Origin of the sequence: Amycolatopsis jiangsuensis (assembly GCF_014204865.1) — a bacterium.
Taxonomy (GTDB): Bacteria; Actinomycetota; Actinomycetes; order Mycobacteriales; family Pseudonocardiaceae; genus Amycolatopsis; species Amycolatopsis jiangsuensis.
Map to the genome: position 1 here is coordinate 3,206,389 of NZ_JACHMG010000001.1, position 15,583 is coordinate 3,221,971.

Below are 15,583 nucleotides of genomic sequence, written 5' to 3' on the forward strand. Positions count from 1 at the left end.
ACGTCGAGCCGATGCGCTCCACCATACGGCGGCCCGGGCGCCCTGGCGGGGTCCGTGCGCGAACCCCGCCAGGGACCGCTGCCTCAGCCCACCGCGGCGGTGATCGCCCGCCCGGTGAGCACCCGCGCGAGGTGCTGCCGGTATTCGACGTCGGAGTTGCCGTCCGCGGCCGGATTGGTGCCTTCGGCGGCGTGGGAGGCGGCCGCGCGGATCGTGTCCGCGGTGGCCGACGCACCCAGCAACGCCTGTTCCACCGCGGTCGCCCGCACCGGGGTCGCGCCCATGTTGGTGAGCGCGATCCGGGCTTCCTCGATCACGCCACCTTCGGTGCGCACGGTGGCTGCCACCGCGCACATCGACCAGGCCTGCGCCACCCGGTTGAACTTCTCGTAGTGTGCCCGCCAGCCGGTGTGCTTGGGCAGCCGCACCTCGACGAGCAGCTCGTCCGGGGCCAGCGCGGTGGTGAAGTAGTCCTGGAAGAACTCCGCCGCGCGCACCGTGCGCCGGCCGCCGGGACCGGCCACGACGAGTTCGCCGTCCAGCGCCAGCACCGGGGCCAGCAGGTCACCCGCCGGATCGGCGTGCGCGATCGCCCCGCCGAACGTGCCGCGGTGGCGGACCTGCGGGTCCGCGACGGTGTCCGTGGCCTCCTTCACCAGCGCCGCGTGCTCGGCGATCGACGGTTTTCGCTGCACCTCGTAGTGCGTGGTCATCGCACCCACGACCAGCACGTCGCCTTCCTCGCGGACGCCGCGCAGCTCGGCGACCTTCCGCAGGTCGACCACAGTGGACGGGGCGGCGAGGCGCATCCGCAGCACCGGCAGCAGGCTCTGCCCGCCGGCCAGCACCTTGGCATCCTCGCCCGCCGCGGCGAGCGCCTGGATCGATTCGTCCACAGTGGACGGAGCAACGTAGTCGAACGGAGCCGGGATCACTGGGCACCTCCGGAGGCGTCGATCGAACCGAGGCCACCGCCGGCCTCGTTGCCGGGACCGCCGGCCCGCACGGTGCCGTGCCGCACCGCGCTCCACACGCGCATCGGCGACAACGGCATTTCGATGTCGTTCACGCCGAAGTGCCGCACCGCGTCGACCACGGCGTTGACCACCGCGGGCGTGGACGCGATCGTGCCCGCCTCGCCGACTCCCTTGGCTCCCAACGGATTCGTCGTCGACGGGGTCTCGGTGCGCTCGGTGGTGAACGACGGCAGGTCCGCTGCCGAGGGCAGCAGGTAGTCGGCGAACGTACCGGTGGTGAGCGTTCCGCTCTCGTCGTGCACAGCCTCCTCGAACAGCGCCTGCGCGATGCCCTGCGCGAGCCCGCCGTGCACCTGGCCCTCCACGATCAGCGGGTTGACCACCGTGCCGACGTCGTCCACGCACACGTACGAACGCAGCGTGACGCGGCCCGTCTCGGTGTCCACTTCGGCCGCGCACAGGTGCGTGCCGTGCGGGAACGAGAAGTTCTCCGGATCGAAGGTGGCGTCGGAATCCAGCGACGGTTCGGTCCCGTCGGGAAGGTTGTGCGCGGCGAACACGGCGAGCGCCACGTCCTGGATCGTGGTGGCCGAATCGGTGCCCTTGACCGCGAATTTGCCGCCGGTGAACTCGAGGTCGTCCTCCGAGCACTCCAGCAGGTGCGCGGCGATCGGCTTGGCCTTGGCGATCACCTTCTCCGCGGCCTTGACGACCGCGATCCCGCCGACGACCAGCGACCGGGAACCGTAGGTGTCCAGGCCCTTGTGCGAGGACTGGGTGTCCCCGTGCAGCACCTCGACGTCCTCGAACGGCACCCCCAGCTGGTCGGCCACGATCTGGCTCCACGCCGTCTCGTGCCCCTGCCCGTGCGCCGAGGCACCCGTGGTGACCTCGACCTTGCCGGTGGGCAGCATCCGCAGCGACGCGTACTCCCAGCCGCCGGCACCGTAGTCGAGCGAGCCGAGCACCCGCGACGGCGCGAGCCCGCACATCTCGGTGAACGTGGAGATCCCGATGCCCAGCTGCACCGGATCGTTCGCCGCACGGCGCCGCTCCTGCTCGCGGCGCAGCTCGTCGTATCCGAACAGCTGCTTGGCCTTCTCCGTGGCCGCCTCGTAGTTACCCGTGTCGTAGGTCAGCCCGGCGACTGTGGTGTACGGGAACTCCTCGTGCTTGATCCAGTTCTTCTCGCGCAGTTCCAGCGGATCCATGCCCAGCTCGTCGGCCAGCTCGTCCATGATCCGCTCGATCGCGAACGTCGCCTCCGGCCGGCCGGCACCGCGGTAGGCGTCGGTCAGCGTGGTCGTGGTGAACACGTTGGTGCAGGCGAAGTGGTAGGCCGGGATCTTGTAGATCGCGTTGAACATGAACGCACCGAGGATCGGCACCCCCGGTCCGACCAGCCCGTTGTAGGCACCCAGGTTGGCCAGCAGCTCGACCTTCAGCCCGGTGAGCGTGCCGTCGGCGTTCGCGGAGATCGTCAGGTCCTGGATCTGGTCCCGGCCGTGGTGCGCGGCGAGCATCGTCTCGGACCGGGATTCGTTCCACTTCACCGGTTTCCCGAGTTTCTGCGCCACGAGCAGCGCCATCATCTCCTCGGGCAGCACGCCGATCTTGCCGCCGAACCCGCCGCCGACGTCCGGGGCGATCACCCGCAGCTTGTGCTCCGGGATACCGAGCGTCATCGCGGACATCACGCGCAGGATGTGCGGCACCTGGGTGGCCGACCACATGGTGACCTGCGTGCCGGTCGGGTCGACCACGCACGCCCGTGGCTCCATGAACGCGGGCACCAGCCGCTGCTGGCGGAACCGGCGCTTGAGCACGATCTCCGACGAGGAGAGCGCCTGCTCGACGTCCCCGCCGGTGCCGGCACCGGCCGAATCGAAGACCCACAGCGCGTTCTTGTTGCTGTCCAGCTCCTCGTGCACGAGCGGAGCGCCTTCGGCGAGCGCGGCCTCCATGTCCAGCACCGGCGGCAGCTCGTCGTAGTCGGCCTCGATCGCCTCCAGCGCGTCGTGCGCCTCACCGGCGGACCGGGCGACCACCACGGCCACGCCTTCCCCGGCGAAGTTGACCCGATCGGCGGCCAGCACCGGACGCCGCGGCGCACCCATGTCCGGCGTGACCGGCCAGGCACAGGGCATGCCGATGCTACCGTCCGGATCGAGGTCGGCGGCGGTGTAGACGGCGATGACGCCGGGCGATTCCTTCGCCGCGGACGTGTCCAGCGAGGTGATCTTCGCGTGCGCCAGCGGGCAGCGGAGCACCGCAAGGTGCAGCATCCCGGGCAGCGCGATGTTGTCGGTCCAGCGCGTGCGGCCGGTGATCAGCCGTTCGTCTTCCTTGCGGCGACGGGACTTTCCGACCTCGGGTTCGATGGTCGCGGTCATCACTCACCACCCACGCCGACGTGCTTGATCTGCTCGGCCTCGGGACCGGCGCCCGGGCTCATGTGCCGGGCCGCGTCCCGCACCGCGCGGACGATGTTCTGGTAGCCGGTGCAGCGGCAGAGGTTGCCTTCGAGCCCCTCTCGCACCGCCTGCTCGTCCGGATCCGGGTTGTCCGCCAGCAGATCGATGGACTGCATGATCATGCCGGGAGTGCAGAACCCGCACTGCAGCGCGTGATTGTCGTGGAAGGCCTGCTGGACGGGGTGCAGCTGCCCGTCGCGGGCGAGCCCTTCGACGGTGGTGATCTCACTGCCGTCGGCCTGCACGGCGAGGACGGAACAGGACTTCACGCTGTGCCCGTCGAGGTGCACGGTGCAGGCGCCGCAGTTGCTGGTGTCGCAGCCGACGACGGTGCCCACCTTCCCGACCCGTTCCCGTAGATAGTGGACGAGCAGCGTGCGCGGCTCGACGTCGTCGGTGTACTTGGTCCCGTCGACGGTGACGGTGATCCGCATCAAAGGCCTCCAAGAGCAAATGCCCGCCTGGCCCCGGCGGGCCGGCGGGCCGGTTCGGGAACGGCCAAGGCGCGACGGTGATCGGCCTCACACGCGAGCGTGCTACTCCTTTCCCGCGCGGACAAGTCCGAATGTCGCATGTCCCCGTCGCACTTCCGCAGCTGCACGGGTTTCTGGTCTGTCGAACCGCAGATGCGGCACTCCGTACGGGTGATTTTTACGGCCACTCGCCGCGATCACGCGACGGCGGCTGTGCACACACCAGTACGCGCTCCGGTCGGCGATTCACCGAGGTTTTCGGCGTGGCAGCGCGGTTTCCGGATCGGGCACCGTCCGTTCCGGACCGCCTCAGGCGTGGATGCGCCCGCTCAGCGCGGCCAGCCGGCGACCGGTGCCGCTCCAGCGCAGCGCGATGATCTCCGCCGCGATGGACACCGCGGTCTCCTCCGGCGTGCGCGCGCCCAGGTCCAGACCGATCGGCGAGGACAGCCGTTCCAGTTCGGGCTCGGTGATCCCGGCCTCCCGCAACCGGGCGAAGCGATCATCGTGCGTTTTGCGTGAGCCCATCGCGCCCACGTAGCCGACGTCGAGGCGCAGTGCGACCTCCAGCAGCGGCACGTCGAACTTCGGATCGTGGGTGAGCACCGCGATCGCGGTCCGCGAGTCGATCCGGCCCGCTTCGGCCTCAGCCTGCAGGTAGCGGTGCGGCCAGTCGACCACGACCTCGTGCGCCTCCGGGAACCGGCTGCTGGTGGCGAACACCGGACGCGCGTCGCACACCGTGACCTGGTAGCCGAGGTAGGCGCCCATGCGGGCCATCGCGGCGGCGAAGTCGATCGCGCCGAACACCAGCAGCCGCGGCGGCGGTTCGAACGAGTTCACGAACACTGCCATGCCTTCACCGCGGCGCTGACCGTCCGGACCGTAGTGCAGGGTTCCGGTACGCCCGGACGCGAGCAGGCCACGGGCGTCGTCGGCGACCGCGTCGTCCATCCGGGACGAACCGAGCGAACCCTCGACCCGATCCGGCCAGACGATCAGGCGTTCGCCGACCAGCCCGGCCGTTTCGTGCTCGATCACGGTGACCACCGCGACCGGCTCGCCCGCCCGCACCGATTCGACCACCCGGTCCAGCTCCGGCATCGATTCGCGGTCCACCGGCTCCACGAAGATGTCGATGATCCCGCCGCAGGTCAGGCCGACCGCGAAGGCGTCGTCGTCGGTCACGCCGTAGCGCTGCAGCACCGGCTTGCGCTCGGCGACCACCTCCTGCGCCAGCTCGTACACCGCGCCCTCGACGCAGCCGCCGGACACGCTGCCGGCCACCGTGCCGTCCGGCGCGACCACCATCGACGCGCCGGGCGCGCGGGGCGCCGACGAGAAGGTGGCCACCACGGTGCCGAGACCCACGGTCTCGCCCGACTGCCAGCGGCGGTACACATCGTCCAGTACGTCACGCATCGGCTATCTCCCCGAGCAGTTGTTCCAACGTCGCCAGGCTGTGTCCGGCCAGCAACCGGTCGATGTGGGGAAGGGCGGCGACGATGCCGGACTGGACCGGCGCGTAACCCTCTCTCCCCGCATGCGGATTCACCCAGAGTACGGCGTGCGCGAGCCTGCGCAGTCTGCCGAGCTGTCCGGACAGCAGACTTACATCGCCTCGCTCCCAGCCGTCGGAGAACACGGTGACCACCGCTCGGCGCGCGACACCGCGCTGTCCCCAGCGGTCGAGGAACACGCGCAGCGTCTCGCCGAGGCGGGTACCGCCGGCGAAGTCGGGCACCGCGGTGCCCGCGGCGAGCATGGCTTGCTCCGGATCGCGCTGACGCAGCTGCCGCGACACCCGTGTCATCCGCGTGCCCAGCGTGAACACTTCGACAGCCATGGGCGCCGACCGTGTGAGTACGTGGGCGAAACGCAGTAAGGCGTCGGCGTACGGGCTCATCGAACCGGAGACGTCGATCAGCAACACGACGCGCCGCTGCCGTGTGCCGCGGCGATGGTAGGCGAGACGGACAGGCTCCCCACCGTCGGCGAGCATGGCACGCAGTGTGCGCGAAGCGTCCAGCCGCCCACCGCGCTCAGGCACGCGGCGCGCGGCGCGGCGCCTGGGCAGCACGGGCTGCAGTGTGGAGAGGAGCTCCCGCAGATGCTCACGCTCGGCCTTGCTCAACTCGGCAAGGTCGCGGTGCCGCAGGACTTCGTGATCGCTCGCGGCAATCCGCAACCGGTCCTCGGCGTCCGCACCGGCCGACTCCCCGTCTCCGCCGGACGTGAGCGGGGCGATGCGGGCACGCTTCGGCGCAGGCGCGCCGGCCTGCTTCGGCAACCGGTCGTCCGCGGCGAACCATCGCGCGAACGCTTCCTCGTAACGCGGCAGATCGTCCGGGTCGGAACACAACGTGAGGCGCCCGGCCCAGTACACCTGCGTCGGCGCCGCGAGGTCGACCTCGCCGACCGCCGCGAGGTACGCCTGCACCCGGCGAGCGTCACAGGCCACGCCCGCCTCACGCAGAGCCGCCGCGAACCCGGCGAACCCGGCGAGCGGATCCGCCCGTTCGGTGTCCATGCCCCCATTGTGTCCCTGGTGTGCACTCGAGGTGGCACCGAAGGCGGTCCGCGCCGCCGTTCGCGTAACGGAACGACGGCGCGGACCGGTCGCCCTCCACAGCGACCGGACCCGCAACCGGGTGGGCGCGAAGGGCCTGCACCGGCGGCGGAACGCCTGGACGGTGCCGTTTCTCGCGGCGCTTCTTGGGGATGCTTCTTGGCGATGCTTCGGGAGGTACGTTCGGCAGTGGTTCCCGAAGGCGCTTTCGGACGGCACTTCTTTGGCGGTGCTTCTTGACAGCGCTTTGGGCAGCGACTGACGACGACACTCGACGACGGTGATTGATGCTCGTGGGATGCTCAGCTCGCGATGATGCATCCAGCATGACCGAGCCCGGCAAGGCTGGTCAACGCGTTTTCCGCCCGCGCAACAGCCCGCCCGGCCGTCACGCTCCGGCTTCCGGAACCCGTCCGAAACCGCACCCGCCAGGGGACGTCGAGTGGCCGCCATCCCGCATCAACCGACCGCGGCAACTACGGGTCCGGCAAAACCCGGCGGGCGCAGCCATCACCTTGCCACCCACCCAGCGAACGCAGCCATCGTCGCCCAGCCACCCAGCGAACCCGGCCACTGTCTCCCACCGACCAGCGAACCCAGTTACTGTCTTCCGCCGACTCACCGGACCTAGCGACCGCCACCCAGCCTTTCATGGAAACAGCCACCGCCGCCCACCGACCAGCGAGCGCGGCCAGCGCCGCCCACCGACTCAACGGAACCAGCCGCCACCGCCCACCAACTCAACCGACCCAGCCGCCACCGCCCACCAGCCGGCGCTGCCTCCTACGCGCCCAGCCCGGGGCACTCTCCCTCAGCCGACTCAGCCGACCGGCCACTGTCGCCTACCCGCCCAGCGGAACGTTCAGGCGAACAGGGCGTCCAGCTTGGCCCGGACCCGGTCGAGGTCTTCGCTGTACTTCAGGACCGCGCCCAGGGTGCGGGCGGCGGTCGCGGCGTCCAGTTCATTCCGGTTGAGGGCGAGCAGTGCCCGGGCCCAGTCGAGCGATTCGGCTGTCCCGGGGGGTTTCAGCAGTTCCAGGTCGCGAAGCCGGTGTACCGCCTCGGCGATCTGGCGGGCAAGGGTCTCGCTGACGTCCGGCACCCGCCGGCGCAGGATCCGCATCTCCCGGCCCAGGTCGGGGTGTTCCAGCCAGTGATAGAGGCACCGGCGCTTGAGTGCGTCGTGCACCTCGCGCGTCCGGTTCGAGGTGAGCACCACCAGTGGCGGCTGCTCGGCGCGAATTTCGCCGTATTCGGGGATCGTGACCGTGTATTCGTCGAGCAGCTGCAGGAGGAAGGCCTCGAACTCGTCGTCGGCGCGGTCGATCTCGTCGACCAGCAGCACGCACGGCGCGGTGGTCAGTGCCTGCAGCAGCGGCCGGGCCAGCAGGAACCGCTCGGTGTAGAGCGACCGCTCGGCAGTATCGGCATCCAGCCGTCCGCCTTCGGCCGCTTCGAGCGCACGCAAGTGCAGCAGCTGCCGAGGAAAGTCCCACTCGTACAGCGCCTGCGCGGCGTCGATGCCCTCGTGGCACTGCAACCGGACGAGCGGCACCTCGAGCGCTTCCGACAACGCAAGCGCCAGCGATGTCTTGCCGGTACCCGGCTCGCCCTCGCAAAACAGCGGCCGGCGCATCCGCAACGCGAGAAAGCCGGCCGTCGCCAATCCTTCGTCAGCGAGATAACCGGTGGAGTCGAGCGCGGCAGTCAGGTCCTCGGGCGAAGCAGGAGACTCGGTCACACCGTCGATCGTAGGACGGTCCCGGCCCGAAGCGCCGCGTCAACGGCCGACCGGACCGATCCCATGCTGCACGCACCACCCGTGGCCTGGACGCTCACGATCTCACCCGCCACCCGACTACGGTCCCGGCACCGACGGTCTCGCCACCCACCCGCGCCGGAACCACTGTCCGCATTTGTGGAACCTACGCCCCCGCGACGTCGGCAACGCCGCACCGTTACTGCACCACAGCACCACTGCGCGATGCAGACCAACCTGACCCACGAACCCGACCTCCCCGCGGATTGAACCGATCTGCGAACCGGACGGCTCCGCGGATCAAGCCGACCGCGAACCGAACTGCCCCCGCGGTTTGGACCGACCCGTAGATCCCCGGACCGCGACAAGCCGCAACGCCTCGCAACCCCCCCGGACCGCGACAAGCCGCAACGCCCCGCAAACCCCCCGGATCGCGACAAGCCGCAACGCCCCGCAACCCCGGTCCGCGACGAGCCCGACGCGCGCTGGCACCAGCCTGCCCCACTCCGCTGCCAGTCACCCCGTGGCAGCGGGCGGTCGTTCCCGGCGGCAGTGCTGTGTCACCTTTCCGGTGGGACGGGTCGTTCGAGGTCTGCCGGGCGATCGACGTCGTGACCGTTGCCCAGGTCGCCGCATTCGACGAGGCGGACGTCGGTGCGGGCTTTGAGCCAGTCGCGGGCGCCGCGGTCTCCCGTTGCCGCGGCGGCGACTTCGGGCCACCAGCGGCGGCCGAACAGGACCGGGTGGCCGGGCACTCCGTCGTACGCGGCGCGCGCCACGGTGGTTTCCGTCGCCTCCGCCAGCACACGGCGGAGCGCCGACGGCGGGATCCACGGCAGATCGACCAGGTGCACCAGCACAGCGGCGGCCCGCGTCTCCCGAGGGATCAGATGCTGCAGGCCCGCCTTGAGCGACTCCCCCATACCCTCCTGCCATCGGGGCGCCTCGACGGCTTCCCACGGCTGCGCCAGCAGCCGGCGCACCTCGGCCGCTGCCGCACCGACCACCACTCGGACAGGCTCGCAACCGGCCTCGGTGAGGGCGCGGCCGGCTCGCTGGACCAGGGCTTCGCCCTCGAATTCGACGAGCGCCTTCGGCCGGCCGAAACGGCGGCCGGCGCCCGCGGCCAGCACCAGGCCGGCGACGCGTTCAGCCATGTGCGGCCTGCCCGGACGCGGACAGCTTCAGGTCGTCGGAGATCGCGGCGGCAGTGGCCAGCAGGGACGGGACGAGTTCCGTCCGCGCGGTTTCCGCGGAGGTGCGGCTGGCGTGCGTGGAAATGTTCACCGCGGCCACCGCGCGACCGCTCCGGTCGTAGATCGGGGCGGCGACCGAGCGGAGGCCTTCCTCGAGTTCCTGGTCGACCATCGCCCAGCCCTGGCGGGCGACGGCGGCCAGCTCGGACTTCAGCGAGTCGCGGTCGGTCAGGGTGTGCGCGGTCAGCCGCTCGAAATCGGTGACGCCGAGGAACATGTCCAGCTCGAACGGGGTCATGTCGGCGAGCAGCACGTGTCCCATCGACGTGGCGTAGGCGGGGAACCGCGTGCCGACGTTGATGCTCACCGTCATGATCCGCGACACCGCGACCCGCGCGACGTACACGATGTCCGGGATCTCCAGCACGGACACCGAGCTGGATTCGCGCACCTTCGCGGACAGCCGTTCCAGGTGCGGTTGCGCCAGCTCGGCGAGGCTCAACCCGGCCAGGAAGGCGTAGCCCAGCTCCAGCACCCGCGCGGTGAGCGAGAAGTACTTGCCGTCGGTACGCACGTAACCCAGGTCGACGAGCGTGAGCAGGAACCGGCGCGCCGCCGCTCGGGTCAACCCGGTGCTGCGGGCGACCTCGCTGAGCGTGAGGTGCGGTGCCTCGGCACCGAACGCTTTGATCACCGCCAGCCCACGCTCGAGCGACTGCACGTGATGCGCGCCGCGTTCGGCCGGATCGTCGGAGTCCATGCTCCGAACCCTATCCGGCCGGTGGCTGGGCTGTGGCTTCTCCCAGCTCGGCCAGGGTGCGCTGGGCGATCGCGAACGCGGCGTTCGCGGCCGGCACCCCGGCGTACACCCCGGTGTGCAGCAGCACTTCCCCGATCTCGTCCGCGGTCAGGCCGTTGCGGACGGCCGCCCGGACGTGCATCGCCAGCTCCTCATGGCAGTGCAACGCGGTCAGCGTGGCCAGCGTGATGCAGCTGCGGGTACGCCGGTCGAGCCCGTCTCGCGTCCACACCGAACCCCACGCCGCCTCGGTGATGTACTCCTGGAACGGCCCGCTGAACTCGGAGGTCCGTGCCACGGCTCGGTCCACGTGCTCGTCACCCAGCACCTCACGGCGGACCCGCATGCCCGCCTCGTGACGTTCTTCGCTCACTCGTTCTCCATGATCTGCTCGAGGAGCAGCCGGGTGAACTCGCCCGGCTGCTCGTAACTGCCGAGGTGCGCGGCGGAGGCCATGACCTCGAGCCGGGTACCCGGGATGCTTTCGGCGAGCTGCCTGCCGTGTGGTTCGACCGGGGTCGAGGGATCGTCGGCGCCCGCGATCACGAGCGCCGGCACGGCGATCTTCGGGAGCTCGCCGAGCAGGTCCATCCGCTCGATCGCGCCGCAGCACGCGGCGTAGCCCTCGGACGGCTGCGCAGCGATCATGTCCCGCAGGAACGCGGCCCGGTCCGGATGAGCCCGCGAATAGGCCGGGGTCACCCAGCGCCCGACACTGGCCTCCGCGACCGCCACGGTGCCTTCGGCGCGCACGAGCCGAGCTCGATCCGCCCACATCTGCGGTGGTCCGAGCCGCGCGGACGTACAGCACAGGGTGAGGCTCGCCAAACGTCCGGCAGCGTGCACGCCGAGCCAGAGGCCGGTCATCCCACCCAGCGACAGCCCGGCGAAGTGCGCCCGCGCCACGCCGAGGTCGTCGAGCAGTGCGAGCACATCGCCACCCAGGTCGGCCACCTCGTAGGGCCCGGACGGCACCGGCGAGGCGCCGTGGCCGCGCGTGTCGTACCGCACCACCCGGAACCCGCGCTCGACCAACGGCGCGACCTGCGGCTCCCACATCCGGTGGTCGCTGCCGATCGAGTTGGACAAGACCACCACCGGACCGTTCTCCGGTCCCTCGACGACCCGGTGCACCCGGACACCGCTCACTTCCCTACCTCCACTGCGGACGCTCGGTCAGAACTCGAAGAAGACTGTTTCCCCCTCGCCTTGGAGCCGGACGTCGAACCGGTACCCGTCGGCGGTCCGGCGCGCCAGCAGAGTCTCCCTGCGGCCCTCCGGAACGCTCGCCAGCACCGCGTCACCGGAGTTGTCCTCGTCCTCGAAGTAGATCCGCGTGACGACCCGGTTCAGCAATCCGCGGGCGAACACCGACACATCGATGTGCCGGGCCTGCGGTGCCCCGTCCTCCCCCGGCACGACACCGGGGAGCACCGTGTGGATCCGGTATTCACCGGCGGCGTCGGTGGGACACCGGCCGAACCCGCGGAACTCCGGGCCACGGTGCCCGCGCGGATCGTCGGGGTGGCGGAAGCCGCCGTCCGGATCGGCCTGCCAGGTCTCGATCATCGCGTCCGGGATCGGATCGCCAGCACCGTCGTAGACCACACCGCGGATCCACACCGCACCCTCGGCGCCCTCGGGTACCACGAACGGCCCGTCCTCCCACGGCAGCCCGATCGACAGGTACGGCCCGACGGTCTGCGAGGGCGTGCTTCCCAGCTTCACTCGTCGTCCTCCTCGTCCTCGAACACCGACTGCTCCCGTCCACGCACGACGATGTCGAACTGGAAGGCCAGCGCCCATTCCGGCACTGTGCGTGCGAGGTCGAACCGCGAGATCATCCGCTGCCGGGCCTTTTCGTCCGGGATCGAGGTGAAGATCGGGTCCTGCGAGAACAGCGGATCGTCCGGGAAGTACATCTGCGTGACCAGCCGCTGGGTGAAGGCGGAGCCGAACACGGAGAAGTGGATGTGCGCCGGGCGCCACGCGTTGTCGTGGTTCTTCCACGGGTAGGCGCCGGGCTTGATGGTGGTGAACTCGTAGCGCCCGTCGCCGTCGGTGAGGGTGCGGCCCAGCCCGTCGAAGTTCGGGTCGAGCGGTGAGGGCCATCGGTCGCCGGTGTGCCGGTAGCGGCCGCCGGCGTTGGCCTGCCAGATCTCCACGAGGGAATTGCGGATCGGCCTGCCGTCACCGTCGAGGAGCCGGCCGGTCACGATGATCCGCTGCCCCTGCGGTTCGCCCTCGTGCTGCCGGGTGAGGTCGTTGTCCAGTTCGCCGATCCGGCCCGGTCCGAGCAGCGGGCCGGTGACCTCGGTGAGCTGCTGGGGAAGCAGCACCAGCGGTTGTTTCGGATGCCGCAGGGCGGTGGACCGGTAGCCGTCGAAGCCCAGCGGCGGATGTGTGCCCTCCGGGTCACGGCGGTAACGCGGCAACCGCAGATCGGTCGGGGTGCCCATCGTCTGTCCTCCTTCCTCACACGCTCTCGATCACGACCGCGAGGCCCTGACCGACACCGATACAGATCGCGGCGACCCCCCACCGGCCGCCGGTGCGGCGCAGCTGCCGGGCGAGCGTGCCGAGGATCCGGCCGCCGGACGCGGCGAGCGGGTGTCCGATGGCGATCGCGCCGCCGTTCACGTTCACCAGCTCGGGATCGAGTTCTTTCCATTCCCGCAGGCAGGCGAGGGATTGCGCGGCGAACGCCTCGTTGAGTTCCAGCGCCGCCACGTCGCCCCAGCCGATCCCGGCCCGTTCGAGTGCGATGTCCGCGGCCCGCACCGGTCCGATGCCGAAGACGTTCGGGTCCACCCCGGCCGCACCGCGACCCGCGATCCGGGCCAGCGGATCCCGGCCCAGGCGCCGGCCTGCCGCCTCGTCGCCGAGCAGCAGGACCGACGCCCCGTCGCTGAGCGGCGACGAATTGCCCGCGGTGACCGTGCCGCCGTCCGCCCGGAAGGCCGGTTTGAGCTTGGCCAGCTTCTCCGTCGTGGAGTCGGGCCGGATGCTCTCGTCGCGATCGAGCTCCACGCCCTCGACCGGCACCACGTGATCGGCGTAGAAGCCCTCGTCCCACGCGCGGGCGGAGCTGCGGTGGCTGCGCACCGAGAATTCGTCCTGCTCGTCGCGGCCGATGCCGTAGCGCCCGGCGAGGTATTCGGTGGCGTCACCGTTCGAGATCACGTACTCCGCGGGCATGGCCGGGTTGACCATGCGCCAGCCCAGCGCCGAGTTGTACAGCGTCTGGTTGGCGGCCGGGAACGCCTTCTCCGGCTTGGCCATCACGAGCGGCGCGCGGCTCATCGACTCGACCCCGCCGGCGGCGATCAGCGAGGCGTCGCCGACCTGGATCGTGCGGCTCGCGTGCAGCACCGCGTCGAGCCCGGACGCGCACAGCCGGTTGACCGTCGCGGCCGGCACCGACGTCGGCCAGCCGGCGAGCAGCGTGGCCATCCGTGCCACGTTCCGGTTGTCCTCCCCCGCGCCGTTGGCGTCACCGAGCAGAACCTCGTCGACAGTGCCCGGGTCGAGGTCATTGCGCTCGGCGAGTACACGCAGCATCCCGGCCGCCAGGTCGTCCGGGCGCGTTTTCGCCAGGGCGCCGCCGTGGCGGCCGAATGGGGTGCGGATCGCGTCGAACAGGTAGACGTCGCTCATTCGCCGGCCTTCTTCAGTTCGCGGAGCAGGGACAGTTCGCGTTCGGTGGGCTCGGGTGTGGTCTTGAGGTCTTCGGCCACCTTCAGTGTCCACCCGGTGGCTGCCACGACGCTGTCCAGCTCGATGCCCGGGTGCAGTTCGGTGAGCGTCAGCTCCGCGGTGTCAGGGTCGGGCCGCAGCAGCCCGAGATCGGTGACCACGAGGGTGGGGCCGGCTCCGCGCAGGCCGAGCCGCTCCCGGTCGCCACGGCCGGAGCCGTGGCCGAACGAGGTCACGAAGTCCACCTGGTCCACGAACGCCCGCTTGTTCTGGCGCAGCACCACGAACACCTCCTTGCAGGAGGCGGCGATCTCCGGCGCCCCGCCCGCACCGGGCAGCCGCACCTTCGGATCGTGGTAGTCGGTGCCGATGACGGTGGTGTTGATGTTGCCGAACTTGTCCAGCTGCGCGGCACCGAGGAAGCCGACGTCGATCCGGCCCGGCTGGAGCCAGTAGTTGAAGACCTCGGGCACGCTGACCACGGCGTCGGCGGTGTCGGCGAGCTCACCGTCGCCGATCGACAACGGCAGCCGAGAGGGTTTCGCGCCGAGGCAGCCGGATTCGTAGATCAGCGTGAGGTTCGGCGCGTGCGTGCGGCGCGCGAGGTTGGCCGCGGTACTGGGCAATCCGATGCCGACGAAGCAGGACGTGCCTTCGCCGAGCGCCCGGGCGGCGGCCACGCTCATCATCTCGTCCGCGGTGTACTCATTCATGCCTTCACTCCGGTCAGATCGTTCAGCCAGCGGGTGAACTCCTCCCGCTCTCGGCCGATCGGGTCCCACGCCTGGTAGGCGGCGTTGTCACGCTCGTAGTAGCCGGCCGCGTACGACGGCTTGGCGCCACCGGGCACCTCGGCGACCGCGGTGACCGCCCAGGTGGGCAACACGATGGCGCCCGGGCGCGGCTCCAGCTCGTCGACCACTTCCTCCACGGTGACCAGCGAACGCTTGGCGGAGAGCACGGCTTCCTTCTGGACACCGACGAGGCCCCACATCTGCACGTTGCCCGCCCGGTCGGCGCGCTGCGCGTGCACGATGGCGACGTCCGGGTTCAGTGCCGGCACCGCGGTGAGCTGCTCCCCGGTGAACGGGCAGGTGATCGGTTTGATAGTGGCCGTCTGGCCGGGCAGGTCGGTGCCGGTGTACCCACGCAGCACGGCGAACGGAAGCCCGGAGGCCCCGGCGACGTAGCGGTTGGCCATGCCCGCGTGGCTGTGTTCTTCGATCTCCAGCGGCACCGGCCAGGCGTGCTGCACGGCGTCGCGGAACCGGTGCAGCGAACCGACCCCGGGGTTGCCTCCCCAGGAGAAGATCAGCCTGCTCGCGCAACCCGCACCGATCAGCTGGTCGTAGACGATGTCCGGAGTCATCCGCACGAGCGTGAGCTCCCGGCGGCCCTGCCGGATGATCTCGTGCCCGGCCTCCACCGGAATGAGGTGCGTGAAGCCCTCGAGCGCGACAGTGTCCCCGTCGTGCACCAGCTCGGCGACCGCCTCGCCAAGCGCCAGCACCCGTGCCATCTCGAGTCCTTCCGTGTGGGTGTTCTCTGCGGTAGATTGTTCGCATAGCGCACAGTCGTTCTATATGAGAACATAGCATGGTTCGGTCGAGCCGGGAAGGGAAGAGCAACCGGATGGGGGA

The 15,583-nt window shown here is 70.4% G+C and carries 15 protein-coding genes; all 15 read right to left on the reverse strand.

The features are described from left to right. Window positions 1–83: 83 nt before the first annotated feature. Complete coding sequence (locus tag BJY18_RS14120) at window positions 84–935, reverse strand: FAD binding domain-containing protein (protein WP_184780418.1); 852 nt, start codon at window positions 933–935, stop codon at window positions 84–86. Then, window positions 932–3,370, reverse strand: a complete 2,439-nt coding sequence (locus BJY18_RS14125) for a xanthine dehydrogenase family protein molybdopterin-binding subunit (protein WP_184780419.1) — start codon at window positions 3,368–3,370, stop codon at window positions 932–934. The genes BJY18_RS14120 and BJY18_RS14125 overlap by 4 nt, the downstream gene beginning before the upstream one ends. Continuing rightward, on the reverse strand, window positions 3,370–3,885 hold the full coding sequence (locus BJY18_RS14130; protein ID WP_184780420.1) for a (2Fe-2S)-binding protein: 516 nt from the start codon (window positions 3,883–3,885) through the stop codon (window positions 3,370–3,372). Before BJY18_RS14130 ends, BJY18_RS14125 begins: the two co-directional genes overlap by 1 nt. A 348-nt stretch (window positions 3,886–4,233) precedes the next feature. Next, window positions 4,234–5,346, reverse strand: coding sequence for an XdhC family protein (locus BJY18_RS14135; RefSeq protein ID WP_184780421.1), 1,113 nt, complete (start codon window positions 5,344–5,346; stop codon window positions 4,234–4,236). Continuing rightward, window positions 5,339–6,454, reverse strand: a complete 1,116-nt coding sequence (locus tag BJY18_RS14140; protein ID WP_184780422.1) for a vWA domain-containing protein — start codon at window positions 6,452–6,454, stop codon at window positions 5,339–5,341. Before BJY18_RS14140 ends, BJY18_RS14135 begins: the two co-directional genes overlap by 8 nt. Before the next feature lie 901 nt (window positions 6,455–7,355). Continuing rightward, entirely contained in the window at window positions 7,356–8,234 is an 879-nt protein-coding gene (locus tag BJY18_RS14145) for an AAA family ATPase (protein WP_184780423.1), read from the reverse strand. Window positions 8,235–8,812: 578 nt separating this feature from the next. Then, window positions 8,813–9,409, reverse strand: coding sequence for a nucleotidyltransferase family protein (locus BJY18_RS14150; protein ID WP_184780424.1), 597 nt, complete (start codon window positions 9,407–9,409; stop codon window positions 8,813–8,815). Beyond that, window positions 9,402–10,208, reverse strand: coding sequence for an IclR family transcriptional regulator domain-containing protein (locus BJY18_RS14155; RefSeq protein WP_184780425.1), 807 nt, complete (start codon window positions 10,206–10,208; stop codon window positions 9,402–9,404). The genes BJY18_RS14150 and BJY18_RS14155 overlap by 8 nt, the downstream gene beginning before the upstream one ends. A 10-nt stretch (window positions 10,209–10,218) precedes the next feature. Continuing rightward, a complete protein-coding gene (pcaC, locus tag BJY18_RS14160) occupies window positions 10,219–10,620 on the reverse strand; it encodes a 4-carboxymuconolactone decarboxylase (RefSeq protein WP_184780426.1) in 402 nt (133 codons plus the stop codon). Beyond that, window positions 10,617–11,396, reverse strand: a complete 780-nt coding sequence (pcaD, locus tag BJY18_RS14165; protein WP_184780427.1) for a 3-oxoadipate enol-lactonase — start codon at window positions 11,394–11,396, stop codon at window positions 10,617–10,619. Before pcaD ends, pcaC begins: the two co-directional genes overlap by 4 nt. 27 nt (window positions 11,397–11,423) lie before the next feature. Further along, entirely contained in the window at window positions 11,424–11,975 is a 552-nt protein-coding gene (gene pcaG, locus BJY18_RS14170) for a protocatechuate 3,4-dioxygenase subunit alpha (RefSeq protein ID WP_312873841.1), read from the reverse strand. Then, window positions 11,972–12,706, reverse strand: coding sequence for a protocatechuate 3,4-dioxygenase subunit beta (gene pcaH / locus BJY18_RS14175; protein ID WP_184780429.1), 735 nt, complete (start codon window positions 12,704–12,706; stop codon window positions 11,972–11,974). The genes pcaG and pcaH overlap by 4 nt, the downstream gene beginning before the upstream one ends. Before the next feature lie 16 nt (window positions 12,707–12,722). Beyond that, window positions 12,723–13,904, reverse strand: coding sequence for a thiolase family protein (locus BJY18_RS14180; RefSeq protein WP_184780430.1), 1,182 nt, complete (start codon window positions 13,902–13,904; stop codon window positions 12,723–12,725). Then, window positions 13,901–14,656, reverse strand: coding sequence for a CoA-transferase subunit beta (locus tag BJY18_RS14185; protein WP_184780431.1), 756 nt, complete (start codon window positions 14,654–14,656; stop codon window positions 13,901–13,903). The genes BJY18_RS14180 and BJY18_RS14185 overlap by 4 nt, the downstream gene beginning before the upstream one ends. Next, window positions 14,653–15,462, reverse strand: coding sequence for a CoA transferase subunit A (locus tag BJY18_RS14190; protein WP_184780432.1), 810 nt, complete (start codon window positions 15,460–15,462; stop codon window positions 14,653–14,655). The genes BJY18_RS14185 and BJY18_RS14190 overlap by 4 nt, the downstream gene beginning before the upstream one ends. Window positions 15,463–15,583 lie beyond the last annotated feature (121 nt).

Bases quoted from the DNA above. Each gene is read 5' to 3' on its own strand.
- BJY18_RS14125 (WP_184780419.1), bottom strand. From the start codon at position 3,370: ATGACCGCGACCATCGAACCCGAGGTCGGAAAGTCCCGTCGCCGCAAG.
- BJY18_RS14130 (WP_184780420.1), bottom strand. From the start codon at position 3,885: ATGCGGATCACCGTCACCGTCGACGGGACCAAGTACACCGACGACGTC.
- BJY18_RS14135 (WP_184780421.1), bottom strand. From the start codon at position 5,346: ATGCGTGACGTACTGGACGATGTGTACCGCCGCTGGCAGTCGGGCGAG.
- BJY18_RS14140 (WP_184780422.1), bottom strand. From the start codon at position 6,454: ATGGACACCGAACGGGCGGATCCGCTCGCCGGGTTCGCCGGGTTCGCG.
- BJY18_RS14150 (WP_184780424.1), bottom strand. From the start codon at position 9,409: ATGGCTGAACGCGTCGCCGGCCTGGTGCTGGCCGCGGGCGCCGGCCGC.
- BJY18_RS14155 (WP_184780425.1), bottom strand. From the start codon at position 10,208: ATGGACTCCGACGATCCGGCCGAACGCGGCGCGCATCACGTGCAGTCG.
- pcaH (WP_184780429.1), bottom strand. From the start codon at position 12,706: ATGGGCACCCCGACCGATCTGCGGTTGCCGCGTTACCGCCGTGACCCG.
- BJY18_RS14180 (WP_184780430.1), bottom strand. From the start codon at position 13,904: ATGAGCGACGTCTACCTGTTCGACGCGATCCGCACCCCATTCGGCCGC.
- BJY18_RS14185 (WP_184780431.1), bottom strand. From the start codon at position 14,656: ATGAATGAGTACACCGCGGACGAGATGATGAGCGTGGCCGCCGCCCGG.
- BJY18_RS14190 (WP_184780432.1), bottom strand. From the start codon at position 15,462: ATGGCACGGGTGCTGGCGCTTGGCGAGGCGGTCGCCGAGCTGGTGCAC.